21 protein-coding genes and 1 tRNA gene are annotated in these 23,774 nt (G+C 37.5%); 15 read left to right on the forward strand and 7 right to left on the reverse strand.

Translation table 11 applies throughout. The annotated features are described in order from the left end of the window. Positions 1-147: 147 nt before the first annotated feature. On the forward strand, positions 148-438 hold the full coding sequence (locus tag HLV59_RS04035; protein ID WP_002120604.1) for a co-chaperone GroES: 291 nt from the start codon (positions 148-150) through the stop codon (positions 436-438). A 58-nt stretch (positions 439-496) separates the two neighbouring features. Further along, the gene (gene groL, locus HLV59_RS04040; protein WP_016146207.1) at positions 497-2,131 is read left to right on the forward strand and encodes a chaperonin GroEL; all 1,635 of its coding nucleotides are present in this window, start codon (positions 497-499) and stop codon (positions 2,129-2,131) included. Between the two features lie 173 nt (positions 2,132-2,304). Here the strand turns inward: groL and HLV59_RS04045 are convergent, their stop codons facing one another. Further along, a complete protein-coding gene (locus HLV59_RS04045) occupies positions 2,305-2,679 on the reverse strand; it encodes a diacylglycerol kinase (RefSeq protein ID WP_016146206.1) in 375 nt (124 codons plus the stop codon). A gap of 106 nt (positions 2,680-2,785) precedes the next feature. Between HLV59_RS04045 and HLV59_RS04050 the strand changes: the two genes are divergently transcribed. Next, on the forward strand, positions 2,786-3,748 hold the full coding sequence (locus HLV59_RS04050; protein WP_031949118.1) for an MBL fold metallo-hydrolase: 963 nt from the start codon (positions 2,786-2,788) through the stop codon (positions 3,746-3,748). Between the two features lie 45 nt (positions 3,749-3,793). Here HLV59_RS04050 and HLV59_RS04055 read toward each other — a convergent pair whose 3' ends face one another. Beyond that, positions 3,794-4,936: a glycerophosphodiester phosphodiesterase gene (locus HLV59_RS04055; RefSeq protein WP_031949117.1), complete on the reverse strand. Its 1,143-nt coding sequence runs from the start codon at positions 4,934-4,936 to the stop codon at positions 3,794-3,796. Between the two features lie 263 nt (positions 4,937-5,199). On the opposite strand from HLV59_RS04055, the gene HLV59_RS04060 reads away from it, so the two are divergent. Further along, positions 5,200-8,295: a multidrug efflux RND transporter permease subunit gene (locus HLV59_RS04060; protein ID WP_081172930.1), complete on the forward strand. Its 3,096-nt coding sequence runs from the start codon at positions 5,200-5,202 to the stop codon at positions 8,293-8,295. 73 nt (positions 8,296-8,368) lie between these two features. After that, a complete protein-coding gene (locus HLV59_RS04065) occupies positions 8,369-8,944 on the forward strand; it encodes a DUF4112 domain-containing protein (protein WP_081172932.1) in 576 nt (191 codons plus the stop codon). 48 nt (positions 8,945-8,992) lie between these two features. Here HLV59_RS04065 and htpX read toward each other — a convergent pair whose 3' ends face one another. Together htpX and HLV59_RS04075 are read right to left on the reverse strand one after the other, a co-directional pair. Next, on the reverse strand, positions 8,993-9,898 hold the full coding sequence (gene htpX, locus HLV59_RS04070) for a protease HtpX (protein WP_016146201.1): 906 nt from the start codon (positions 9,896-9,898) through the stop codon (positions 8,993-8,995). A 258-nt stretch (positions 9,899-10,156) separates the two neighbouring features. Then, positions 10,157-11,017, reverse strand: coding sequence for a lytic transglycosylase domain-containing protein (locus tag HLV59_RS04075; protein ID WP_213071743.1), 861 nt, complete (start codon positions 11,015-11,017; stop codon positions 10,157-10,159). Between the two features lie 505 nt (positions 11,018-11,522). On the opposite strand from HLV59_RS04075, the gene ttcA reads away from it, so the two are divergent. Then, positions 11,523-12,428 carry a tRNA 2-thiocytidine(32) synthetase TtcA gene (ttcA, locus tag HLV59_RS04080; protein WP_057074273.1) on the forward strand — a complete coding sequence of 302 codons (906 nt, stop codon included), beginning with the start codon at positions 11,523-11,525 and terminating at the stop codon, positions 12,426-12,428. A gap of 204 nt (positions 12,429-12,632) precedes the next feature. After that, the gene (locus HLV59_RS04085) at positions 12,633-13,016 is read left to right on the forward strand and encodes an SCP2 sterol-binding domain-containing protein (RefSeq protein ID WP_016140203.1); all 384 of its coding nucleotides are present in this window, start codon (positions 12,633-12,635) and stop codon (positions 13,014-13,016) included. Positions 13,017-13,107: 91 nt separating this feature from the next. Here the strand turns inward: HLV59_RS04085 and HLV59_RS04090 are convergent, their stop codons facing one another. Next, complete coding sequence (locus tag HLV59_RS04090; protein ID WP_171429383.1) at positions 13,108-14,220, reverse strand: MltF family protein; 1,113 nt, start codon at positions 14,218-14,220, stop codon at positions 13,108-13,110. 372 nt (positions 14,221-14,592) lie between these two features. Here HLV59_RS04090 and greB point away from each other — a divergent pair, with 372 nt between their 5' ends. The 3 genes from greB (at position 14,593) to HLV59_RS04105 (ending at position 16,289) form a co-directional block, all read left to right on the forward strand. Next, positions 14,593-15,087 (forward strand): transcription elongation factor GreB, encoded by a 495-nt coding sequence (greB, locus tag HLV59_RS04095; RefSeq protein WP_057106336.1) that lies wholly within the window; start codon positions 14,593-14,595, stop codon positions 15,085-15,087. A gap of 89 nt (positions 15,088-15,176) precedes the next feature. Continuing rightward, positions 15,177-15,266: transfer RNA gene (locus HLV59_RS04100), tRNA-Ser, on the forward strand. Between the two features lie 102 nt (positions 15,267-15,368). Next, entirely contained in the window at positions 15,369-16,289 is a 921-nt protein-coding gene (locus tag HLV59_RS04105) for an aminoglycoside phosphotransferase family protein (protein WP_171429384.1), read from the forward strand. Between the two features lie 55 nt (positions 16,290-16,344). Here HLV59_RS04105 and HLV59_RS04110 read toward each other — a convergent pair whose 3' ends face one another. Beyond that, the gene (locus tag HLV59_RS04110; RefSeq protein ID WP_171429385.1) at positions 16,345-17,166 is read right to left on the reverse strand and encodes an ROK family protein; all 822 of its coding nucleotides are present in this window, start codon (positions 17,164-17,166) and stop codon (positions 16,345-16,347) included. Positions 17,167-17,938: 772 nt separating this feature from the next. Between HLV59_RS04110 and HLV59_RS04115 the strand changes: the two genes are divergently transcribed. After that, positions 17,939-18,502: a TetR/AcrR family transcriptional regulator gene (locus tag HLV59_RS04115; protein WP_081172937.1), complete on the forward strand. Its 564-nt coding sequence runs from the start codon at positions 17,939-17,941 to the stop codon at positions 18,500-18,502. A 153-nt stretch (positions 18,503-18,655) separates the two neighbouring features. Here the strand turns inward: HLV59_RS04115 and HLV59_RS04120 are convergent, their stop codons facing one another. Further along, positions 18,656-19,258 carry a TetR/AcrR family transcriptional regulator gene (locus tag HLV59_RS04120; RefSeq protein WP_061875663.1) on the reverse strand — a complete coding sequence of 201 codons (603 nt, stop codon included), beginning with the start codon at positions 19,256-19,258 and terminating at the stop codon, positions 18,656-18,658. A gap of 111 nt (positions 19,259-19,369) precedes the next feature. On the opposite strand from HLV59_RS04120, the gene HLV59_RS04125 reads away from it, so the two are divergent. The 4 genes from HLV59_RS04125 to HLV59_RS04140 all read left to right on the forward strand — a co-directional run bounded on the left by HLV59_RS04125 (position 19,370) and on the right by HLV59_RS04140 (position 23,764). Continuing rightward, complete coding sequence (locus HLV59_RS04125; RefSeq protein ID WP_061875662.1) at positions 19,370-20,467, forward strand: alkene reductase; 1,098 nt, start codon at positions 19,370-19,372, stop codon at positions 20,465-20,467. Positions 20,468-20,495: 28 nt separating this feature from the next. Continuing rightward, positions 20,496-21,545 (forward strand): alpha/beta fold hydrolase, encoded by a 1,050-nt coding sequence (locus HLV59_RS04130; RefSeq protein ID WP_081172941.1) that lies wholly within the window; start codon positions 20,496-20,498, stop codon positions 21,543-21,545. Between the two features lie 70 nt (positions 21,546-21,615). Then, positions 21,616-22,665 (forward strand): alpha/beta fold hydrolase, encoded by a 1,050-nt coding sequence (locus HLV59_RS04135; protein WP_081172943.1) that lies wholly within the window; start codon positions 21,616-21,618, stop codon positions 22,663-22,665. 91 nt (positions 22,666-22,756) lie between these two features. Next, a complete protein-coding gene (locus HLV59_RS04140) occupies positions 22,757-23,764 on the forward strand; it encodes an alpha/beta fold hydrolase (RefSeq protein ID WP_171429386.1) in 1,008 nt (335 codons plus the stop codon). Positions 23,765-23,774 lie beyond the last annotated feature (10 nt).

Here is a 23,774-nt window from a genome sequence, read left to right on the forward strand (position 1 = left end):
AATGACCAAAAAAGATAAGTTTTTTTTCATTTTCCCCTTGAAGCCTTTTTTTTCATCCCCACAAAAGTGACATCTAAATATTTTGTTATTGCTCTGGATTAAAGCAATAACGATTAATCAAAAAGACTTAGTCTGATGGAGTTAATTATGAGCAACATTCGTCCATTACATGATCGCGTTGTAATTCGTCGCGTAGAAGAAGAAACCAAAACTGCTGGTGGTATTTTACTTCCAGGTTCTGCTGCTGAAAAACCATCTCAAGGTGAAGTAATTGCAGTAGGTAATGGTCAAATCACTGAGAATGGCGTACGTGCTTTGGATGTTAAAGTTGGTGACAAAGTATTGTTTGGTACTTATGCAGGTACAACAGTGAAAGTAAGTGGTGAAGAACTCTTAATCATGAAAGAGTCAGACATTTTAGCTGTGTTGGAAGGCTAATCAATCCATAACTCAATTCATTATCAGATTCAGTATTTAAAAAGATTCGGAGTTTAATATGTCAGCTAAAGACGTAAAATTTGGTGATTCAGCTCGCTCAAAAATGATTGCAGGTGTAAACGTACTTGCAGATGCGGTTAAAGTGACTTTAGGCCCTAAAGGTCGTAACGTTGTTATTGATCGTTCTTTCGGTGCTCCGCACATTACTAAAGACGGTGTAACTGTTGCTAAAGAAATTTCATTAAAAGACAAGTTTGAAAACATGGGTGCTCAACTTGTTCGTGAAGTTTCTAGCAAAACTAACGACATCGCTGGTGACGGTACGACAACTGCAACCGTACTTGCTCAAGCAATTTTGAATGAAGGGATCAAATCTGTAACTGCAGGTATGAACCCAATGGATTTAAAACGTGGTATCGATATCGCAGTAAAAACTGTAGTTGAAAATATTCGTTCAAATTCAAAACCAGCTGATGATTTCAAAGCGATCGAACAAGTAGGTTCTATCTCTGCTAACTCTGATACTACTGTTGGTAAGCTTATCGCTCAAGCGATGGAAAAAGTAGGTAAAGAAGGCGTAATTACTGTAGAAGAAGGTTCTGGCTTCGAAGACGCGTTAGACGTTGTAGAAGGTATGCAGTTTGACCGTGGTTATATCTCTCCGTATTTCGCAAATAAGCAAGATACTTTAACTGCTGAACTTGAAAACCCATTCATTCTTCTTGTTGACAAAAAAATCAGCAACATCCGTGAATTGATTTCTGTTTTAGAAGCAGTTGCAAAAACTGGTAAGCCACTTCTTATCATCGCTGAAGATGTTGAAGGTGAAGCGCTTGCTACGCTTGTTGTAAACAACATGCGCGGTATTATCAAAGTGTGTGCTGTTAAAGCTCCTGGTTTCGGTGACCGTCGTAAAGCAATGCTTCAAGACATCGCAATCTTGACTGGCGCAACTGTTATTTCTGAAGAAGTTGGTATGTCTTTAGAGCAAGCAACTCTTCAAGATTTAGGTACAGCGCACAAGATTACTGTTTCTAAAGAAAACACTGTTATTGTTGATGGTGCTGGTGATGCTGCTGGTATTGCTGAGCGTGTTCAACAAATCCGTGCTCAAATTGAAGAATCTACTTCAGAATATGACCGTGAAAAATTACAAGAACGCGTTGCTAAATTAGCAGGCGGTGTTGCTGTAATTAAAATCGGTGCAGCGACTGAAGTTGAAATGAAAGAGAAGAAAGACCGTGTAGACGACGCACTTCATGCAACTCGTGCAGCAGTTGAAGAAGGTGTTGTTGCTGGTGGTGGTGTTGCTCTAGTACGTGCGGTAAATGCATTAGATGGCTTAAAAGGCGCTAATGAAGATCAAACAGCAGGTATCAACATTTTACGCCGTGCGATCGAAGCTCCACTTCGTCAGATCGTTGCAAATGCTGGTGATGAGCCATCTGTAGTGATTAATGCTGTTAAAGGTGGTGAAGGTAACTTTGGTTACAACGCTGCAACTGGTGAATATGGCGATATGTTAGAAATGGGTATCCTTGACCCAGCTAAAGTAACTCGTTCTGCACTTGAGCATGCAGCTTCTGTTGCTGGCTTAATGTTAACTACAGAATGTATGATTACTGACATTCCAGAAGATAAACCAGCTGTTCCAGATATGGGCGGTATGGGTGGTATGGGCGGAATGATGTAATAACGCATCAACGCTTTACCCAAAAGATCCCTGCTTATGCAGGGATTTTTTTATTTTTCATGTGATTTTAAGAAATAATTAAGTTTAACTATTTATATTAAAAAACAGGAACAGCAGCTAGAAGTTCCTCTTTTGTTACAACCATGCTTATTTACTTGTAGGCATGGTTTTTTTTAGCCTAATAAAATAATTAACCATGTAATAGCAATGATAGAAAGTGCAACAAATTGGGCAGCACTTCCCATATCTTTTGCATTTTTGGAAAGCTGATGTTTTTCAAGAGAGACTCGATCAACTACTGCCTCAATAGCCGAGTTGAATAGTTCAACGATCATTGCAAAAAGACATACGATAATCAGTAATATATGTTCGCTACGGCTCACATCTAGAAAAAAACTAACTGGAATCAAAATAATATTAATTAAAACAATTTGGCGAAAAGCGGCCTCATTTTTATAAGCTGCTTTAAATCCTGAAATAGAGTAGCCCATCGCATTCAATATACGCTTAAGACCACTTTTACCCTTATAAGGAGAATAGCTATTCATTTACTTATATTTCTGACACTTTTCATGCATTATATAATTTGGGTCTTAAAAAATTATTAAATCTTTTTTAAAGATTTTGACTTTATAACTTGATAGAGAAGAATAGATGAAAAAATTATGTGTCGCTTTAGGTCTTGCAATTGGTAGCATACATGCAAGTTATGCTGAGCCAACTGCAACCTCGCAAGTACCGGGATATTATCACCATCAATTTGGCAACTACCGCATTACCTCTTTGCTTGATGGTACAATTTATTTAAAGCCTGATTTATTCAAAAATTTAAATCAGGCGCAAAAAACTAAAATTTTAACTAAATATGCTGCTGTTAATGAGAAAGGGATTCAGACTTCGGTAAATGCATTTTTAGTAGATGATGGTAAAAGCTTAACGCTTGTAGACAGTGGGGCAGCAAGTTGTTTTGGTCCTCAACTTGGTTCGATTGCAAAAAATATTGAATTGGCAGGTTATAAGCTTGCTGATGTAAAAACTGTTTTGCTTACTCATCTACACCCAGATCATGTGTGTGGGATTGCTCAAAATGGAAAAGCCGTATTTCCTAACGCAACTGTATATGCCCATGAGCGTGAAGCTGATTACTGGTTAAATCCTGCTTCTGAAAAAACAGTGCCAGCAGACAAAAAAGAAAGTTATTTGGGCACCGTTAAAAACGTAAAAACTGCTCTTGCTCCATATCAAGCAAAAAAAGCTTTTAAGACATTTAAAGATGGCGATGTTATTCAAAGTTTTGAGGTGATTGATACTCGTGGTCACACACCAGGCCACCATAGCTTTCGCTTAAAAAGTAATGATCAGCAAATCATTTTTGTTGGAGACATCGTTCATTCACATTCTTTGCAATTTGATGCTCCAAAAACTGGGGTAGATTTTGATGTAAATTCTGAGCAGGCAATTAATACCCGTCTAAAAATGTTTGCTGAAATTTCAAATAAACAGCAATGGGTTGCAGCACCACATTTACCATTCCCAGGCATTGGGCATGTATATAAAGTGAATGCACAGCAATATCAGTGGATTCCTCTTTATTTCGATAATGTCATAGAGAAATAAAAAAAACAGGGCATTTATTGCCCTGTTTTTTCTTACTAACTTTATTTATTTTGCGGCTTTCTCAAAATTAATAACGGCTTCACGGCCAAGTGCTGGGTCATCTGTAAAGACGCCATCAACACCAGCTTTGAAATAGGCTTCAAACTCTTTTAAAGCACCAGATGGGCAGCGTTCAGCTGGTTTATCTTGACTACATTTTAAAGGCTTTGGTAAATAATTATTTTCTGGACGGAAAGTATAAGGGTGTACTTTTAAGCCAGCTGTATGTGCATCAGAAATAAAAGAAGTCGTTTGAACCGAGCCATCGTCATTAAAGTTAAGAATATAGCCTTTACTTGGTCCTACACCATTTGCATATTTAGCTACGTCTTTTAAGCCTTGTGCTGTGGCTAAATCGGCATAAGTTTTAGTTTCACCAGATTCAACGAAGTCGGCTGGTTGAGAGGTTTTAGCATCATATAATTGAATGATTTGTGCATGCTTAATCGTTTTATGAAGGTCGAGCTGGTCTTTTAAATATTTTAAATTACTCACTTCAAACGACTGTAAATAGACAGGTGCAATATCACGTGTATATTCGTATTTGGCTAAGGTTTTAAGAAGGGTATCTTCCATTGCCAGTTTCTGATTTTTAAAATAAGTCGGATGTTTGGTTTCAATATATAAACCAATAATTTTCCCCGTTTTCTTATAATTTGCTTCAGCCAGTTCAATTACTTGCTCTAGCGTCGGGACAGGGTAGAGATTGTTATAGGCTGTGTTTGCTGGGCGGAACTCAGGAATACGTTCGCGTGCTTTAAGTTGCTGTAATTCACTTAATGTGAAGTCTTCTGTAAACCAGCCTGTTAAATCTTTACCGTCAATATTTTTTGTTGTTTTACGATCTGCAAACTGGCTTAAAGTGCTTACATTGGTTGTTCCACCAATCTCATTTTCATGGCGAGTAACCAATACGCCATCTTTTGTAGATACTAGATCTGGTTCAATAAAATCTGCACCATCATCAATGGCTTTTTGATATGAAGCTAATGTGTGTTCTGGACGTAAAGCGCTAGCGCCACGGTGGCCTACCACTAAAATTTTAGGAAGTTGATATTCTGGTGTGGTCGGTGTGTTTTCAGTTTTATCATCGTCATTACAACCAACCAAGCTAATTAAACTTAAGCATAAAAGTGCTCTTTTAAACATAATTCTACTCATATTGTTTTAGTCGAAACGCATTTAGTCTGATAATTGAACTTGACATGATCATGAAGAATTCATGAATTTTCAGTGACACTTGTTAAAACCTTGTTTATGGGTTTGTAGGAAATACGAGTTCTTGCTTTGTTTTTGTTCTAATTGCATTTATTGTGTTAATTCTACTTGTCTTTTTTATATTGCTCGTTGATGATCAAGAGGGCAAATTTGGTATTGCCATTTGTTAATTGACGACCTAATTTTGAGCAGCCATGCTATCTAAATTTTTTATTCAGCGTCCCATTTTTGCCAGTGTACTAGCAATTATTGTTATGGCATTTGGTATTTTTTCGGTGCTGAATTTACCCGTAGAGCGCTATCCTGATATTGCTCCTCCTAAAATTACAGTATCGGCAAGTTATAGTGGTGCAGATGCACAAACGGTTGAACAAAGTGTTACTCAGATTTTAGAACAACAAATACAAGGTATTGATAATTTACTTTATTTCAGCTCTACCAGTGATTCATCAGGACGTAGCCGAATCACCATTAGTTTTGATAATGGAACAAATCCAGATACAGCACAGGTCCAAGTACAAAATAGTATTAGTGGCGTCATAAGACGTTTACCCGATGAAGTACAACGCCAAGGGGTGACCGTGAGTAAGTCACTCGGCGATACTTTTATGGTGGTAGGTTTATATGATTCGACAGGTAAATCGGGAAATATTGAGCTATCAGACTATCTAACTACGCATGTAGTAGATAACCTAAACCGTATTGAAGGGGTGGGTGAGTCTGATGTTTTCGGTTCGCAATATGCAATGCGAATCTGGCTAAATCCAGAGAAATTAAAACAATATAATCTAATGCCAAGTGATGTAGCGAATGCAATCACTGCTCAAAATACCCAAGTTGCCGCAGGTGCAATCGGTGATTTACCCGTCATTGATGGACAGTATTTAAATACTAAAGTCACTGCAGGTTCTCGACTAAAAACAGTCGAAGATTTTCAAAATATTGTAGTGAAAGCAAATCAAACAGCCAGCTATGTCTACTTAAAAGATATTGCTAGAGTGGAATTGGGGGCAGAAAATTATCAGTCTTTTAACACCATTAATGGTTATCCAGCCGCTGGTTTAGGTATTTCGCTATCTTCGGGTGCAAATGCAATTCAGACTTCTAAACTCATCCATCAAACTCTAGATCAGCTTACAACAAAATTACCTGCTGGCTATAAAATTGTTTATCCACGAGATAATACGCCGTTTGTTCAAGAGTCAATTAAAGAAGTTGTTAAAACACTTATTGAAGCGATTATTTTAGTTATTTTAGTGATGTTCCTGTTCTTACAAAGTTGGCGCGCTACACTCATTCCGAGTATTACTGTGCCTGTTGTTATTTTAGGAACTTTTGCTGTTTTATATGTGCTCGGTTTTAGTATTAACACCTTAACGCTATTTGCATTAGTGCTTGCCATTGGTTTGTTAGTCGATGATGCGATTGTGGTGGTTGAGAATGTTGAGCGGCTTATGCATGAGCAGCATTTAACGCCAAAAGAAGCAGCCATTGAGTCGATGGGAGAAATTAGTGGTGCCTTAGTGGGAATTACTTTGGTTTTAACTGCTGTTTTTATTCCAATGTCGTTTTTGGGCGGCTCAATTGGCGTGATTTACCGTCAGTTTTCCATTACTTTAGTTGCCGCTATGGCGTTATCGCTCGTCGTTGCCTTGGTCCTCACACCTGCTTTGTGTGCCTTAATTTTAAAACCGAATCCAAAGCCTAAGCGTTGGGCGATTTGGTTTAATCGAAAAATTGACCAACTTAAAAATCAATATATAAAAATCGTCCAGACAAGCATTCGCTACAGTAAATCAGTTGTTGTGATTTTTGTGGCTTTGATTGCTGTTTTTGCACTGTTCTATAGTGGTTTAAAAAGTGGATTTATTCCTAAAGAAGATCAAGGCATTTTAAGTGTTCAAATTAAGCTTGTTGATAGCGCTCCAATCTCGCAAAGTCAGAAAATTGGAGAACAAGTCCGTCAATATTTCTTAACTCAAGAAGATAAGAATGTGGATCTGGTTTTGATTCGCTATGGCCGAAATTATTCTGGTACAGGGCAGAACTTGGCACAAGGATTTATTGCTTTAAAACCTTGGGATGTGCGTACTGGAAAAGAAAATTCGGCTGATGCCATACAAAAGCGTGCGATGAAATATTTTAGTCAATTTAATAATGCACAAATTAATGTGACCTTACCCGCTTCAGTCAATGGTTTGGGGCAAACCGATGGTCTGGATTTATGGATTCAAGATTTAAATGGGCAAGGGCAGGATTTTCTAGATAGCACCTTCCGTCAGTTGCAAACACAGAGCAAAAGCTATTCAAGTTTTGAAAACTTTGATAAGCAATCAACCGATAGTAAAACAAACCTCAATATTAAGATTGATCAGAAACAAGCATTGGCAAATGGATTAGAGTTACCCGCGATTAACAATACCTTGTCGAGTGCATGGGGTGGAACGTATGTAAATGACTTTATTGACCGTGGCCGTATCAAGCGCGTTATGATTCAAGGTGATGCCGAGTTCAGATCAAAACCGGAAGATTTATATAATTGGTCTGTGCGTAACAACCAAAATCAAATGGTACCTTTTAGTTCATTTGCTAACTTCAGTTGGGGCGGTGCTCCTGAAATCGTAAAACGTTATATGGGTTATAGCGCCTTACAGTTACAAGCCGATGTGGCGAGTGGTAGCAGTTCGGGTCAGGCAATGAAAGATGTTGAACAACTTGTAAATCAGCAAAAGGATGTTGGCTTGGCATGGACAGGGTTATCCTTTGAAGAACAGAAGTCGACAAATCAGGCCGTCTGGTTATATTTAATTTCGGCAGGCTTTATCTTCTTATGTTTAGCTGCACTCTATGAAAGTTTAAGCATCCCCGCAGCGGTAATGACCTCTATTCCGCTTGGTGTGGGAGGGAGTGTCATTTTCTCTTATATTTTTGGACTACCCAATGATGTGTATTTCCAGATTGCACTATTAACTACAATTGGCTTGTCATGTAAAAACGCCATTTTAATTGTTGAGTTTGCAGCTTTGGCTCAGGAAAAAGGTAAGAATGCCATTCAGGCAGCCTTAGAAGGGGCAAGCTTACGTTTAAGACCTATTTTAATGACATCTTTGGCCTTTGGTGCAGGTGTGATTCCTCTTGTATTTGCGCAAGGTGCTGGAGCTGTAAGCCGTCAAGAAATCGGTATTAGTATTTTAGGTGGCGTGATGTTCGGTACAGTACTGGTTCTTTTCTTTATTCCAGTCATGTACGTGTTACTGCGTTCCTTGTTTAGATCGAAAGCTGCTAGTTAAAAGTAAACAATTTAAAAAGAGGCATTAAATCAAGTATATTAAGATTAACTTTCTCTTTATATATTTGATTTAGATGCCTCAAGAAAAAAAATTAACAGCACAACAGGTCATCGCACTAGAACGAGATCTGGCTAAGTTCGCTACTATGATGGACAGTGCGGTTCGCATTCCTTTTACAAAGCAAGGTATTGGTGCCGATGCTGCACTGAGTACGATTCCGGTGGCTGGTGATGTTGCGGGTTTTGCATTGACCTGTTATGCGATTTATAAAGCTAAACAAATTGGTGTGCCTCAGCATAAGTTGACTCCAGTTATTAAACTGGCGGTTGTAGATGCTGTAGTCGGATTTGTTCCAGTTGCTGGGACTATTTTTGATATTTTTATACGACCAAGTCGAAAAGCACTAGATGTGGTTCATACGCATATACGCGAAGAATATGCGATTCACAGTGATATTCATGTTGTTCATCCATACTTACATGAAAAACTCGAAAGGAAGCAGCAGAATTCAGCTTTCTGGCGTAATCCTGTTGTCAGTTGGTTATGGTTGCATATTCCCGATTTAATAGGCGCGTTTGTATTGCTTTTAATGGGTTTAGCAGTTTGGTGGGGCGCAAGTTACCTGTGGGGTCTCTATCAAACCATGTAATAAAAAATAAAGCCTCCAAATGGAGGCTTTATTTTTACACTAAACGTTTTATGGGCAATCTAATTGATGTAAAGCTGCCACACGTTGTTCAATTGTTGGGTGGGTTTGGAACAAAGCAGCTAAGCTAAAGCCTTGTTCTTTACCTTCCGCAATTGCGAAGGCTTTCATTTCTTTTGGCATTTGATCTGGCATTTCTGTCTCAGCTTGTAGACGTAATAATGCAGAAATCATTGCTTGTTTACCTGCTAAACGTGCACCTGCTTCATCAGCACGGTATTCACGATAACGAGAGAACCACATCACAATGGCAGAAGCGAGAATACCAAAGACGATATCCAATACTATGGTAATAATGAAGTAACCCATACCAGGGGCTTCATCGTCTTGACGACCAAAGACATTACGATCAATGAAGTCACCAACCACACGAGCAAAGAACATAACAAAGGCGTTCACAACACCTTGGATGAGCGCTAGGGTAACCATGTCACCATTTGCAACGTGACCAATCTCGTGCGCAAGCACAGCACGTAGCTCATCTTTGTTCATACGCTCAAGTAAGCCGGTGGAAACGGCAACTAGGGCATCATTCTTGTTCCAGCCTGTTGCAAAGGCATTGGATTGATATGATGGAAAAATACCAACCTCTGGCATGTTGATACCAGCACGTTGAGAAAGTTCAGCGACTGTTTGCAATAACCAGCTTTCAGCTTGGTTACGAGGAGCATTCGGGTCGATCAGTTCTGTACCGGTCGTTTTCTTAGCCATCCATTTTGACATGAATAACGAGATTAAAGATCCCACCATACCAAACACAAAACAGATCACTAAAAGGTTGCCTAGATTCAAGCCACCCGCGCCATGGTAACTACCGACACCGAAGAGTGACAAAATAATGCCAGCTACAACCAGTACCGCGAGGTTGGTAAGCAAAAACAAACCAATCCGCATCATTGAGAAAATCCTCTTATAAATAAAATGTTATCTGATTTACAAATTCGAAATCATGCAGCTAATATGCGGGGCTTAGGGGAAAAATTCAAGAAAAAAATAAGGAATTGATACATTCTTTCACGTATCAGAATGTACCTAAATTTAAAGAATAATTGGCAAAATTCGTCAAAATGGTAAAGATCAGGTAATAGATCATTACAATTTAAAACATCTGAACTTAACTAAATAGAACTATGAACCACAGTTCTTCTTCATTGTTTATTCAATGCGTATATGGGCGATTGCGGTAGCATTGTTGGTCACATAAGTGCCAGTCGGTGCATCTGTATAAGTACCGTCAGATAGAGTCACGATTTGACGAGAAGATGAATACTTCGGTGATTGAGTCGTGATTTGAGCAGTTGTGTTTTCTGCCAAATTAGAAGAATGAGAAACGGTTTGAGCTGAAGTATTCGTAAAAGATGAAAAACCTGCACCAGATGCATATAGGTTTTGATATCGGCTTGTCACACGGCGGACATAATCTTGCGTTTCGCGGAAAGGGGGAATACCACCATATTTATCAACATTACCTTCACCTGCATTATAAGCCGCAAGCGCCATTTGTGTATTTCCATTAAAACGCTTAAGCAACCAGCTTAAATATTTGGCCCCCGCGAAAATATTTTGTTGTGGGTCATAAGCATTCGACACATTAAAACGACGGGCAGTAGCTGGCATCAGCTGCATTAAGCCTTGGGCACCTACTGGCGAACGGGCTTTTACGTTAAATCCGGATTCGGTGTGCATAACCGCTTTAATTAACCCTTCCGATACACCATGTTGCTGTGCAGCTTGTCTAATAATGTGATCGAAAGCATTTTTATTCTTGTTGTAGCTTGGCAGAACAGAAGCTTCTGATGCTCCCCAGTTTGTATAGCTGTGAATATTACTATCGGGATAATAGGTTACTTTTACTTTTTTAAGAGAATGATCATAGCTTTTTCGGTTAGTTAGTAATGTACTACCGTTTTTATCTTGGTAAATATACATTTGACCTGCTGAACTCGAAGTTATGCCGACCATAAAACTGGTCATCCCCAGCGAACAAGAAATAAGAATTTGAACCGATTTTTTCATTTTATGTTATTCACAATTTTAAGGTACTCAAAACTTGAAAAAGAGTTTATCAAAAAATATTACTTAAAGAAGATTTGTGTAATTTTTTTTATTTCGACTCTTTCAAAAAATCAAGCTTATTTGTTCGAATGCTCATCAAAAAAAATTAAAAAATTTTTTTAAAATGATTCTATTGACTTGCATAACATGTTGATTATTAAGGGTAAAAAACATTGGTTAAAAAATGATCAATTTAAATAAAACCCTTAACAGAAGGTCAAAACAGTTTGTCAAGTACGAAGAAATCCACAATTTTATCCACAGGTTTTGTGGAAAACTGTGGAAAAGTCCAAAAAGTAAGCATTTTGCACAAAATTTGAACGCTTCAGTCAAAATTAGAGCATGTCTTTTGCATCATGCATGAGCAATGTGACGACTTCAAGAATTGAAACTATTCTTTTGATGCGATTCTCTTCTGAATCATATAAAATTGCGCCGTATTTTTATTTATGGGTATACCTCGTCTATGTACGCGCCAGTTGAGTCCAATCAGGGATTTAATTTTAAGCCTGAACTTCCAACAAGCTCGGCCTATTACCGTTTGCTCAAGAAGCTTCGCCGTCAAGTTGGGCATGCTATTCGTGACTTCAATATGATTGAAGATGGCGATAAGGTCATGGTGTGTGTGTCTGGTGGTAAAGACAGTTATACCTTGCTCGATATTTTGTTGCAGTTTAAGCGTATTGCACCGATTAATTTTGATGTGGTTGCGGTTAACCTTGACCAAAAACAACCAGGCTTTCCTGAAGATGTTTTGCCTCGTTATATGGAAGAGAACAACATTCCATATTACATTTTAGAAAAAGACACTTATACCATTACTAAACGTTTAACGCCGGAAGGTAAAACCTACTGTGCAGTATGTTCACGTTTACGCCGTGGTTCTTTATATGGCTTTGCACAAGAGATTGGTGCCACTAAAGTTGCTTTAGGTCACCACCGTGATGACATCATCGCGACGTTCTTCTTAAACCTATTTCATGGCGGAAGCTTAAAGGCGATGCCTCCAAAGCTTTTATCGTCAGATAAAAAGAACATTTTGATTCGTCCTTTGGCATATGTTGAAGAAAAAGACATTATTAAATATGCCGAGATTCGTCAGTTCCCAATCATTCCATGTAACCTTTGTGGTTCGCAGGAAAACCTACAACGTGCCATGCTTAATGAAATGCTACGTGAATGGGATAAACAATATCCGAAGCGCTTACACAGCATTTTCGGTGCGTTACAGAACGTATCACCATCTCAATTAGCGGACCGTGAGCTATTCGATTTTGAAGCTCTAGATTCTCAGCGCGAGTTGGATATTAAAGATCCAGAAGAGCTTAAGAAACGTTTAGATGTCGTGAACTTAAGCTTCGCGGCTGAATAAGCGTTAAACTAGAGAATGTTAAAGGCACTTTATAATCAAGTGCCTTTAATGTATCAAAATACTAAAAAATGAATGTTCCGTACAAAAAGTCATAGCCCAAAATTAAAATTACATGCTATAACAACCCACAAGCAGAATTGCTTCACATGATGTTGTCTGGATAGGCAACTAGAGAAATTGAACAAATAAATTTGAGGAAGAATCATGCCTGCATTTTTAACTGAAGATTGGTTTGCGACTGTCGAAAAATTAACTGCTGAAGCAGGTGATCTTAATTTGCCACCCGCTCTTGCGAATTTGGCAATTAATTTAGTAGTTACAGATGCTGCTGGAAATACCGAGTTAGCTTTAGATGGGGGTAAAATCCAAAAAGGTTTGTCTTCAAATGCCAAAACAACTTTAAATATGGATGCTGAAACTTTACGTAAAGTATTCTTAGAGTTTGATATGGCTGCTGCTATGCAGGCATTCATGACTGGTAAAATTAAAGTTCAAGGCGATATGTCTCAATTGATGGCTCTACAAACAGCTAAGCCAAGCCAAGAACAAAAAGATTTGTTTAAGAAAGTATTAGAGCATACTGCTTAAATCTAAAAGAATTCATATAAAAAGCTTACCTAAAGAGGTAAGCTTTTTATTTATACAAACAATGAATTTATCAACTTTTAAACAATAAAAATTAGATATTGATTCGTGTTTGCGCCGTTTTAATATGTTCAAGATAAGCACGAATACGAGTCACGTATTGAACCGCTTGCTTATATCGACCATTTCGCATTTTATTACTTTGCAAATAATCGTAAAGATTAACCCACTGATTTGGGTCTTTCCCTTGAGCTCGCAAGCGCTTCTGAATTTGACTTACCGCACCTGGTCCCATGTTATAGGCTACAAGCGCGTACCAATTCCGATCAGGGAATGGAATATTATCAAACTCACTTAACATTAAATCGTAATACTTCGCACCACCTTGAATGCTCTGAGTTGGATCACTACGATTGCTCACACCCATTGCTCGAGCAGTGCTATTGGTTAGCATCATTAAGCCGCGGACACCTGTGGGAGAAACAGATTCAGGCTTTAAATATGATTCTTGATAACCAATTGCGGCAAGTAAATGCCAATCTAGATCATACTTCGCTGCACTTTGCTTAAAGCTCGCTTTGTAGATCGGTAAACGTGTGCTTAAGTCACGTTGAATGGTTGACCATGCTTCTGGTTTCACCACATTGCGGTTATAAAAAGAAGCGAGCTGCTGAGTCACACCATTTTGCTTACTTTGGCATACAAAGCCACTGGCAGTCTGGGTGAGTGGGTCATCAGCCTGTTTAAATACCCAACTTAACTCTGGGTTTAAACCATTTTTTTGCAAATTTGTTGTGTCACCACAACTTGCAGAAAATGACATCAAACCTTTGTTTTCGATTGTGTTTAAACCTGCTGTAGTCATCGCAAAGTTTGCTTTACCTTGCTGAACCCATCTAAGTGCAGTGGCATTGTCTGCCACGATTTTAAAGTCCAGCTTTACATTTAGGTTCTGTGCATAGTTACGCGCTAGGTCATAACCAAAACCATGTAAAAACTGATCTTCTTTGAAAACGGTTGTCGGGCTTTCTACCGCAACAACAGTTAAAGTGTTTGTGTTAACTACAGTATTGTACTGTAGGGTTTTACCTGCATTAAGACTATGAAATGGAATAAGCATAGTACTGAGTGCAAGCGCTTTTAACGGGAGAGAAGAAAATAAAGAGTTAAGGCAAAGCCTCGACCCAGAACTTGAATTACTGTGCATGTTGTCTCCGCTACAGATAATTTATGCCCTAAAAGTCAGACAAAAAGCTGCCATAACTTCTAAAAGTTGATAAATTCAATAAGGGGTGGGCAGTCATGACGTCATTCAAAATGACATGAAATGAAAAAAACAAACTGTGTAGAAAATCTACATAGTTTTCGAGTGGGTTAAAAAATGCTCAACATTTAATCTGCGCGCATCATAATATTGAAAAAAAGTAATGTCAAATTTTGTACAATTAAATCTTCGATATATCATCATAAACACATGAATTTCTTAAGGAAGAAAATTTATACACTTCTGATGTGAGAAAATAGGGTATAAAATGCTACATCTTGTAAGCGATATGTTGTTGAACAGTGGTTTTTTATCATGAAATCTAACTTAATCACTCGGTCAGGACATGACAAATTAGTTGCTGAATTAAAACAACTTTGGCATGAAGAACGACCTGAAATCACCAAAAAAGTAAACTGGGCTGCAAGCTTAGGTGACCGCAGTGAAAATGCGGATTATCAATACAATAAGCAGCTCCTTAGAAAAATTGATCGACGTGTACGCTATTTAGGAAAACGCTTAGAAGAATTAAAAATTGTTGATTACTCACCAGAGCAAGACGGCAAGGTTTACTTTGGCGCTTGGGTACAGATTGAAAATGAAGAAGGCGAGCAAAAAACTTTACGTATTGTAGGAATCGATGAAATTTATGATCATCATCCGCAACATATCTCGATTGAGTCACCTATGGCTCGCGCATTGCTCGGTAAAGAAGTCGATGATGAGATCGAAGTACACACGCCATCTGGGAAAAAGCTGTGGTATATCAATACAATTCGCTATGAAAAGACAGAAAACCTCGAAAATTAAATAGATTTGTGTTTATTTTGAGCGGTTGAATTAAAAATTAAATAAAAGATTTGCCAACTTGTGTTTTTGTTTATATTATAGCGCTCGTTGGAAGCGTGGCAGAGCGGTTTAATGCACCGGTCTTGAAAACCGACGAGGGTGTGAGTCCTCCGTGAGTTCGAATCTCACCGCTTCCGCCAAAATTCTTAAAAAGCCCTTGTTAATGACAAGGGCTTTTTTTTATCTATATTCTTTAGCACATAATAAATATGAATTATGACTTTTATATTTAATAAAAACTTATGAAAAATTTAGATGGCTTACTCAACAGAATTCAAGCAAAGACATTGATTTTAGTTACTCATAGAGATGGAGCTACTGTATACAAAGCACAAACGACTCAAGGATATGTCTTTGTAAAAATGTATACACGTAAAGTAGATCATGAAAGATATTGTGAAATATTGGATGAGCTTAGAGCGTTTTCATTGGCCCCAAAACTATTAAATCAATTTGAATGGGAAAATTATTTTGTTGTTGTAATGAGTGCTTTAGAAGGGCAGCCAGTAAATAACATTTTAAAAAATTGTTCGAGAACAGAAAAATTATCCTTACTAAAAGAGGCAGGCGCATCTCTAGGAAGTTTTCATCGAGCGATTAGTTCTTCTCGTTTATTTGAGATGAAATTCTGGAAGGGGCGAGATGACTCTTCAAAAGATCCAACTTTATGGAATGAACATCTAAAATTAATGACAACAAAATGGATGTCACGTATTGATCCAACTAAAGCTGACTACAAAGAATTTAGTTATGAGCTAAGTGAGTTGGTTTTATATTGCAAAGACTTGCGGGAACCAATCCAATTTAGTCTTTTGCATTGTGATTATATTGGACGAAACCTTCTTGCAACTAGCTGTAATAAAATCTCTGGTGTTTTAGATTATGAAGCGGCTCGTATTGGTGATGCTGTTTATGATTTAGCAAAGATCGTTTGGTTGGATATGGATTTCTCTGATTTAGAGTTAAGACATGCTTTTCTACAAGGTTGGGAAATGACTTATGGGGAAGTAGTACCTCAAAGGGAGTTTCTAACTTATGTCGGGATTCAATGTCTTGCAGCAATAGCATGGACAGATAAACATGCGCCTATTGAAGGTAATACTATGTTTAGATCTTCAGCCATTAAGACATTAAAAATAGTATTAGAAGAGTTGCAGACATAGTTTTAGTAAATTTTTAGTTTTATTCATAAATATTGCTGATTCTTGATAAATAATTTTATTGTTCAATTGCACGTATAGCACCTAAAGCAGCTACTTTTCTTCCCGCTTTTACTTTTGATATGTCGCAATCTTGCCAAAGCTCAGGAAGGCAGTTTTCTTTAGCAGACTTTAAAGCCGCGTCTAAATAACCGGGTAATTCTATTGTTCCTCCTCCTATTACTAATTGCGATGGATTTAAAAGATTAATCACAGTTGCTATTCCAAGTCCTAAAGCTGTGCCTGCCTCTTTTATAACAGTTAAAGTTGGTTGATCTCCATTGTTAGCCATTAATGCTAGATTAGATGGACTGAGTGCACATTGCTTGGTAATTGCTGAGCCACTTGCAACTTCATCTAAACGCTTAATTCCTTCATTACTTTTTACTGGTAAGTAACCTAGCTCACCAGCCCAACCATTAGCTCCCAGTAAGGGTTTTCCATTTATTATGAATGCAGCCCCGATACCTGTACCAATCATAATAATGCCACTTGCGGCATGAGACGTGGAATCATTTAGTTCTGCATGCATGGCAGCTTTTACATCATTTAAGATAATTGTTTTACTACATAATAATTTTAATGCGTCATTTCCTTGCCAACCTATAAATGCTGGTAGTACATCACAATTAACAATATGCCCAAATTCGTTAACTAGACCCGGCACTGCTAGGCTTATGCTGTGGGGATTAATTCCATGTTTAAAAATAAAAGATTGTAGGTGTGATATTAATTCTTCTGGAGTGAATGAAATTCCTGTACTAAATATTTCCTCAATCTCATCACATAATATCAATAATTTAGTGCCTCCAAGATCTACACCAATTTTCTGGGTTTTCATCACATGCCTTAGATTAAAAAATTATTTTCTAAATTTTAACGTGTCTACATGATAGTGTTTTTATAATTATCAGTAATTCTGTAATAACTTTTTAAATTTAATTTAAATGAAGATCTATCATTTTCCTTATACTGAATATTCGCGTATGTATAACAAATAGTTGTTTACTAATTTTTCTATTTTTTTTACCCCTTTATAAACCCCAATTTAACAATAACCAACTCATTATTTATCCTTACTTTTTAATGATCTAATTTAAAGCAAATGTCATTTTGTGTGCTTGACTGCAATAAATGTGAAGCTTATCCTTTGCCTGCTGGCCACATTGCCAGCCGGTTTTAGCAGACCGTGCTCAAGAACATTGAAAAAATTCATTTTTTTTGATGTAGACCCGTTCGTCTCCCTTTTTGTAGCGGTAGGACGGAAGGGGGACACCTTCGGGTGTGCTGGGTCTTGAGCCAGTCTGCTAACCCCCTTTCGTTCTGCCACCATAATTCTATAAATGTCTGGCAGAACTCCCAATAAAAAGGAGTTGGCTTTGCACATTCATTATTTCTTGGCAGCCTTTGCCAAAGTCCATATCGACACAACTTGAACTTTTAAAGCGGTTTAAACACCTAAGGGTTTTCAGGCTTTAAATCGTCACGACTAAAACTTAGCAACAATAAAACTTGAGATGTGCCAAGCACAGTCTTTATAGGCTTTGCTGTGCCTTTTTTTCTCCCAAAAAGTATCTCACCTACAACAAGAATTTATTTTAAAAGGTAAAAATATGCCTCATTCAGAAATATCTGCCAAAAAATTACAGGTTATTTGTACTTCAATTCAGCTATTTACGATTTATGGATTTCACAATACAGGGGTAAACCTTCTGATCAAAAAATGCAAAATTCAAAAGGCGACTTTTTATAGTTATTTTCAGTCCAAAGAGCGTCTCATTGAAAGATGCATAGCCTTTCAAAAAAGTCGGCTAAAAGAAGAAGTGCTGGCAATTATTTATTCACATCGCTACCCAACCGCAAACGATAAACTCAAAGAAATTTTTCTTTTACATGTCGATTTAAATAGCTTTTACCATCTGCTGTTTAAAGCCATTTTTGAAATTAAACTGCTTTATCCGAGAGCCTATCAAATGGCGATTGAATATAGAAAATGGCTGCTTAGAGAGCTTTTTGATCTGATATTTAGTCTAGAAACCCGTGCTTTAAAACCCGATGCAAAAATGATTTTATTTATGATTGATGGGGCACTCGTCCAACTTTTAGACCCAAATAAAGCAGAGGAAAGAGAGAAATTATTAGATTATTTTCTAAATGTTTTGGTTAAGTTTGGATAGTTGAAATGAATAGTCAGAAACTAATAAGGATGCGTAAAGCTAACGATTATTTCCGTTGATCTGCAAACTCTATTTGCTATCTAAATCAATCATCATCTTTATGATTTAAGTTGAAATCAAACCAAATGATTTCAACTATAAAATCATTAAAAATTAATTTTTTAGCGCTTTTAAAGCAATTTCGACACTCTCGTATAGATTTTGAATTGGAACATTATCTTTTGCCTGAATGGTAATGCCAAAGAGCATCATGCCAAAATAATCTGCTAAAACATCCAAGTTTAAGCTTTCGGCAACATCGCCATCCTTTTGACCTTGCTCAAGTCTCGTTCTAATGAGAGCAACAGTCTTCCTGCGTTCATTACTCAGGATGTCTTGTACATTTTTACTTTCAGACGAACCTGATAATGCTGCGGAAACGACTAAACAACCAGTTTTATCAGGTTTACTATAAAATTGGTCAATTGTTCTGATTAACAAATTTTTAATGCCTTCATGAGCCGTTAAAGATTCTTGAAGAGCCTCAATTCGATAATTACCAAAATTTTTAACATAATAATCAACAGATTCAATAAACAATTGTTCTTTATTTCCAAAAGAAGCATAGAGACTTGGCGGGTTGATTTCCATCGCTTTTGTCAGGTCATTAATTGATGTCGCTTCATAACCATTTCGCCAAAATAGATTCATCGCTTTGTCTAATGCAGCATCCCGATCGAAATTACGAGGGCGGCCACGACCTGCGGTTTTGTTCATTTTTATCTCCATTTTGTATCAATCACTACAAAAATTCGTTGACTGTATTTTAACATGATTATATAGTGATCACTACATAAATAATCTTAAGCATATTTTAAGGGCTAAAAAATGAATCACAAATTATTTAATCCTGTGATTGTAGGTGATGTTGAACTAAACAATCGCATTGTTATGGCACCTATGACTAGATCAAGAGCAGAACAACCTAATGATGTACCTACCGAACTCAATGCACTTTATTATGGTCAGCGTGCAAGTGCTGGTTTGATCATTACTGAAGGCACACAAGTTTCTGACATAGGTAAAGGCTATTCTTTTACTCCGGGAATCTACTCAGAAGAACAAGTCAGAGGTTGGGGATTAGCCACTCAAGCTGTACATGATAAAGGTGGGAAAATTGCCGCTCAGTTATGGCATGTTGGGCGTATGTCGCATTCTTCACTACATATCAATCATGAACAGCCAATTGCACCATCTGCAATTCAAGCAAAAGCATCTGTATTTATTTCCAATGAAAAAGGTGAAGGTGCAATGGTACCTGCCGAGATGCCAAGAGCAATGGATTTAGATGATATTCAAAACGTTAAACAAGAATTTATTCAAGCTGCTCAAAATGCTATGAAAGCTGATTTTGACTTAGTTGAAATCCATGCCGCGAATGGGTATTTATTCGACCAATTCTTATCTACAGATGCAAATCAGCGTACTGATACCTATGGTGGTTCTGTTGAAAATCGTGCGCGTTTCTTATTAGAAACTGTCGATGCATTGATTGATGCGATTGGTGCAGGTCGTGTAGGCGTGCGTTTGTCGCCATGGGGAACTATTAATGGCATGACAGACCAAGAACCCGAAGAAATTACGCTTTATTTAGCTGAACAATTACAAAAAAGAAATATCGCTTATATTCATTTGGCTGAGTGGGACATGCTTCCACATGGCGATACTTATCCAGTAGGTTTCAGAGAAAAACTCCGTTCATTATTCACAAATACATTAATTGTTTGTGGAAATTATTCACTCGAAAGAGCCGAATCTATTCTTGATAAAGGTCTAGTAGATGCAGTGGCATTTGGTCGTCCTTTTATCGCCAACCCAGATTTAGTTGAGCGTTTACAGTCTGGCCATCCTTTAACACCAGCAAAATCTGAATATTTCTATGGCGGCGATGCAACGGGGTATACCGACTATCCGACTGCGCACTAATCTCACTCTATAAATCAAGGTTAAGAAAATGAATAAACTTTTTAAAGTAATGACTTTATCTGCCGCAATTGGTGTATTTGGGGTGGGTCAAGCAAATGCAGAATATGATCAAGAATTAAAGTCTATCGATACACCACCAGCCGTTTCACAGCAAATGTTTAATAAAGTGAAATCTAATGGGCTAGGGCAATATTCTTATGCAAAAGGTCTATCTAGTAAGTTTATAGAGTCTGAAGGCGTAAAACTCCATTACGTTGAAGGTGGGTCTAAAGGTACACCGATTGTATTTATTCATGGTTTTGGTTCGACATGGAAAATGTGGGAACCAGTGATGCTTTCGTATATGAAAGACCATAAAGTGATTGCGATTGATTTACCGGGTCTGGGTCAATCAGCTCCAATACTTAACGATGATTATTCAGCAGAAAATACATCAAAAACCTTGATTGGTGCGATTAAGAAAATTGCTGGTAAGGGCCCAATCTATTATGTCAGTCACGATTTAGGAAATTCTGCTTCTTATCCACTGGTTGCAAATAACCAAGGCTATATCAAAAAAGTGGTATTTATGGACTCACCGATTCCAGATCGTGCGATGTTCGAATATCCAGGGTATACCCCAGACGGTCCAGGCCTAGGCTGGCACTTTGGTTATTTTAGTTTCGGTGATATTGCTGAAAAGCAAATTGCAAATGATCCAAATTTATTTTTCTCGTACTTCATTAAAACCTATGCAGGTAAAAAAGAAATTTTTACACCTGAACTACTTGCTGAGCTGATTGAGCCGTATTCGACTCGAGATAAATTAAAAGCAGCTTTTGGGTATTACCGTTCACATGCCGATTCAGTTCGTCAAAATGAAGCATTACTTGCTAGTGGTAAAAAGTTAACCATACCTTCTATGGCACTTACAGGTCAAAAAGGGGTAAATGATGTTTTGGTTAAAGAAATGCGAGCAAGATTTGTAGCTGATCCATCCACATACACAGCTATCATTTTGCCAAACACAGGCCACTGGATGGTTGAAGAAAATGCTGACGGCATCGAAAAAAGCTTATCTAACTTTTTATTTAAATAATTAAGAAGATAATTACATCCAAGATTTGCACTTGGGTGTAATTACTTTTTATATTTAATAGAGTATTAATATGATTAGATATTTCAAAAATATATCCATTTCTATAGCTTTTATTTTAGTTAGTTCACCATATGCAAAAGCAGAATATGATCCAAATTTAAAGTCTATCGATACACCACCAGCCGTTTCACAACAAATGTTTAATAAAGTGAAATCTAATGGGCTAGGGCAATACTCTTATGCAAAAGGTCTATCTAGTAAGTTTATAGAGTCTGAAGGCGTAAAACTCCATTACGTTGAAGGTGGGTCTAAAGGTACACCGATTGTATTTATTCATGGTTTTGGTTCGACATGGAAAATGTGGGAACCAGTGATGCTTTCGTATATGAAAGACCATAAAGTCATTGCGATTGATTTGCCGGGTTTGGGCCAATCTACTCCACTACTTAACGATGATTACTCCGCGGAGAATGTATCGAAAATTTTATTAAGTGCGATAAAAGAAATTACCAAGAATGAGCCTATTTATTATGTTAGTCATGACATAGGAAATACGGCTTCTTACCCACTAGTTGCAAATAATCAAGATTACATTAAAAAAGTTGTCTTTATGGATTCTCCAATTCCAGATATGGAGACATTTAACCATCCTGGGTATTCACCAAAAGGGCCGGGTTTAGGGTGGCATTTTGGTTATTTTAGTTTTGGAGATATTGCTGAAAAACAAATTGCGAATGATCCAAATTTATTTTTCACATACTTTATTAAAACTTATGCAGGTAAAAAAGAAATTTTTACGCCTGAGTTGCTTGCTGAGTTGATTGAGCCGTATTCAACTCGAGATAAATTAAAAGCAGCCTTTGGTTATTACAGCTCAAAGAAAGACTCTGCCCTACAAAATGAAGCACTTTTAGCAAATAACAAAAAGTTATTTATTCCTGCAATGGCGCTCAGTGGAGAGAAAGGTGTTAATGAAGTATTAATTAAGCAGATGAGATCAAAGTTTGTTGAAGATCCTACTAAGTTAGAAGCCGTAATTTTACCTAACACAGGTCATTGGCTAATTGAAGAAAACCCTGAAGGCGTCGAGAAAAGTTTATCCAATTTTTTATTCAAATAATTCGTAAAACTTTTACATTCGAATCGATCTCGAATTCGGATGTAACTCAGATAAAACATCCTTATCCCTATTTGGTCGAGAGAAATGAAAGATGAAAAATAAACTTCCATTCTTGTCTTTATTTTTTGCTTGTCTCACTGCTTCGTCAGTCAGTTATGCAAATAATATGTATGGAGAGCATTTAGAAGGATTTAAATATCCTTATCCACTCCAATATTTTAACTTCTCATCCCAGCAGCAGAATCTAAAAATGGGATATATGGATGTTCAACCCAAAAAGCCTAATGGACAAACAGTGGTTGTTTTGCATGGCAAAAACTTTTGTGCTGCAACTTGGGAAGAAACCATTAATTTTCTGACACAAAATGGTTATCGGGTGGTTGCTCCCGATCAAATCGGTTTCTGTACCTCTAGTAAACCCGATCATTATCAATATAGTTTCCAACAGCTTGCACAGAACACCCATGCTTTACTCAATAAGTTAGGTGTTAAACAACCTATTTTATTGGCACATTCAACAGGTGGCATGCTCGCAACGCGATATGCACTTATGTATCCGAAAGAAACAAAACTTCTCGCAATGGTCAATCCAATTGGTTTAGAGGATTGGAAAGCAAAAGGGGTTCCATATCGCAGTATCGATCAATGGTATCAGCGTGAACTAAAAGTGAGTACTGAGTCCATTAAGGCTTATGAATTAAAAACTTATTATCAGGGCCAATGGAAGCCTGAGTATGACAAATGGGTAGATATGTTAGCTGGATTAAATGCAGGGAAGGGACATGAAAAAGTCGCTTGGAACTCTGCTCTTATTTACGACATGATTTTTACTCAACCTGTCTATTATGAATTCTCTGATCTTAAAGTGCCTACCTTGCTTTATATCGGCACAGGTGACACGACTGCAATTGGTAGTGATATAGCTCCACCTGAAGTTAAACAGAAAATTGGTCAATATAGCGTTCTGGGTAAAGAGGCTGCGAAATTAATTCCAAACGCTGAATTAATTGAATTTGCAGGTATGGGACATTCGCCACAAATGCAAAACCCGAAACTATTTCATGAGGCTTTGATCAAAACTTTAAAGAAATACGATTAATTATTTGAGC

Source organism: Acinetobacter lactucae, assembly GCF_013122135.1.
GTDB classification, from domain to species: Bacteria; Pseudomonadota; Gammaproteobacteria; order Pseudomonadales; family Moraxellaceae; genus Acinetobacter; species Acinetobacter lactucae.

Excerpts from the sequence above, each read along its gene's own strand:
- HLV59_RS04110 (WP_171429385.1), bottom strand. The coding sequence starts at position 17,166 with ATGAAAACCCAGAAAATTGGTGTAGATCTTGGAGGCACTAAATTATTG.
- HLV59_RS04105 (WP_171429384.1), top strand. The coding sequence starts at position 15,369 with ATGAAAAATTTAGATGGCTTACTCAACAGAATTCAAGCAAAGACATTG.
- HLV59_RS04140 (WP_171429386.1), top strand. The coding sequence starts at position 22,757 with ATGAAAAATAAACTTCCATTCTTGTCTTTATTTTTTGCTTGTCTCACT.
- ttcA (WP_057074273.1), top strand. The coding sequence starts at position 11,523 with ATGTACGCGCCAGTTGAGTCCAATCAGGGATTTAATTTTAAGCCTGAA.
- HLV59_RS04060 (WP_081172930.1), top strand. The coding sequence starts at position 5,200 with ATGCTATCTAAATTTTTTATTCAGCGTCCCATTTTTGCCAGTGTACTA.
- HLV59_RS04085 (WP_016140203.1), top strand. The coding sequence starts at position 12,633 with ATGCCTGCATTTTTAACTGAAGATTGGTTTGCGACTGTCGAAAAATTA.
- htpX (WP_016146201.1), bottom strand. The coding sequence starts at position 9,898 with ATGATGCGGATTGGTTTGTTTTTGCTTACCAACCTCGCGGTACTGGTT.
- HLV59_RS04055 (WP_031949117.1), bottom strand. The coding sequence starts at position 4,936 with ATGTTTAAAAGAGCACTTTTATGCTTAAGTTTAATTAGCTTGGTTGGT.
- HLV59_RS04135 (WP_081172943.1), top strand. The coding sequence starts at position 21,616 with ATGATTAGATATTTCAAAAATATATCCATTTCTATAGCTTTTATTTTA.
- HLV59_RS04130 (WP_081172941.1), top strand. The coding sequence starts at position 20,496 with ATGAATAAACTTTTTAAAGTAATGACTTTATCTGCCGCAATTGGTGTA.
- groL (WP_016146207.1), top strand. The coding sequence starts at position 497 with ATGTCAGCTAAAGACGTAAAATTTGGTGATTCAGCTCGCTCAAAAATG.
- HLV59_RS04115 (WP_081172937.1), top strand. The coding sequence starts at position 17,939 with ATGCCTCATTCAGAAATATCTGCCAAAAAATTACAGGTTATTTGTACT.
- greB (WP_057106336.1), top strand. The coding sequence starts at position 14,593 with ATGAAATCTAACTTAATCACTCGGTCAGGACATGACAAATTAGTTGCT.
- HLV59_RS04065 (WP_081172932.1), top strand. The coding sequence starts at position 8,369 with ATGCCTCAAGAAAAAAAATTAACAGCACAACAGGTCATCGCACTAGAA.
- HLV59_RS04050 (WP_031949118.1), top strand. The coding sequence starts at position 2,786 with ATGAAAAAATTATGTGTCGCTTTAGGTCTTGCAATTGGTAGCATACAT.
- HLV59_RS04075 (WP_213071743.1), bottom strand. The coding sequence starts at position 11,017 with ATGAAAAAATCGGTTCAAATTCTTATTTCTTGTTCGCTGGGGATGACC.
- HLV59_RS04125 (WP_061875662.1), top strand. The coding sequence starts at position 19,370 with ATGAATCACAAATTATTTAATCCTGTGATTGTAGGTGATGTTGAACTA.
- HLV59_RS04090 (WP_171429383.1), bottom strand. The coding sequence starts at position 14,220 with ATGCACAGTAATTCAAGTTCTGGGTCGAGGCTTTGCCTTAACTCTTTA.
- HLV59_RS04120 (WP_061875663.1), bottom strand. The coding sequence starts at position 19,258 with ATGAACAAAACCGCAGGTCGTGGCCGCCCTCGTAATTTCGATCGGGAT.
- HLV59_RS04045 (WP_016146206.1), bottom strand. The coding sequence starts at position 2,679 with ATGAATAGCTATTCTCCTTATAAGGGTAAAAGTGGTCTTAAGCGTATA.
- HLV59_RS04035 (WP_002120604.1), top strand. The coding sequence starts at position 148 with ATGAGCAACATTCGTCCATTACATGATCGCGTTGTAATTCGTCGCGTA.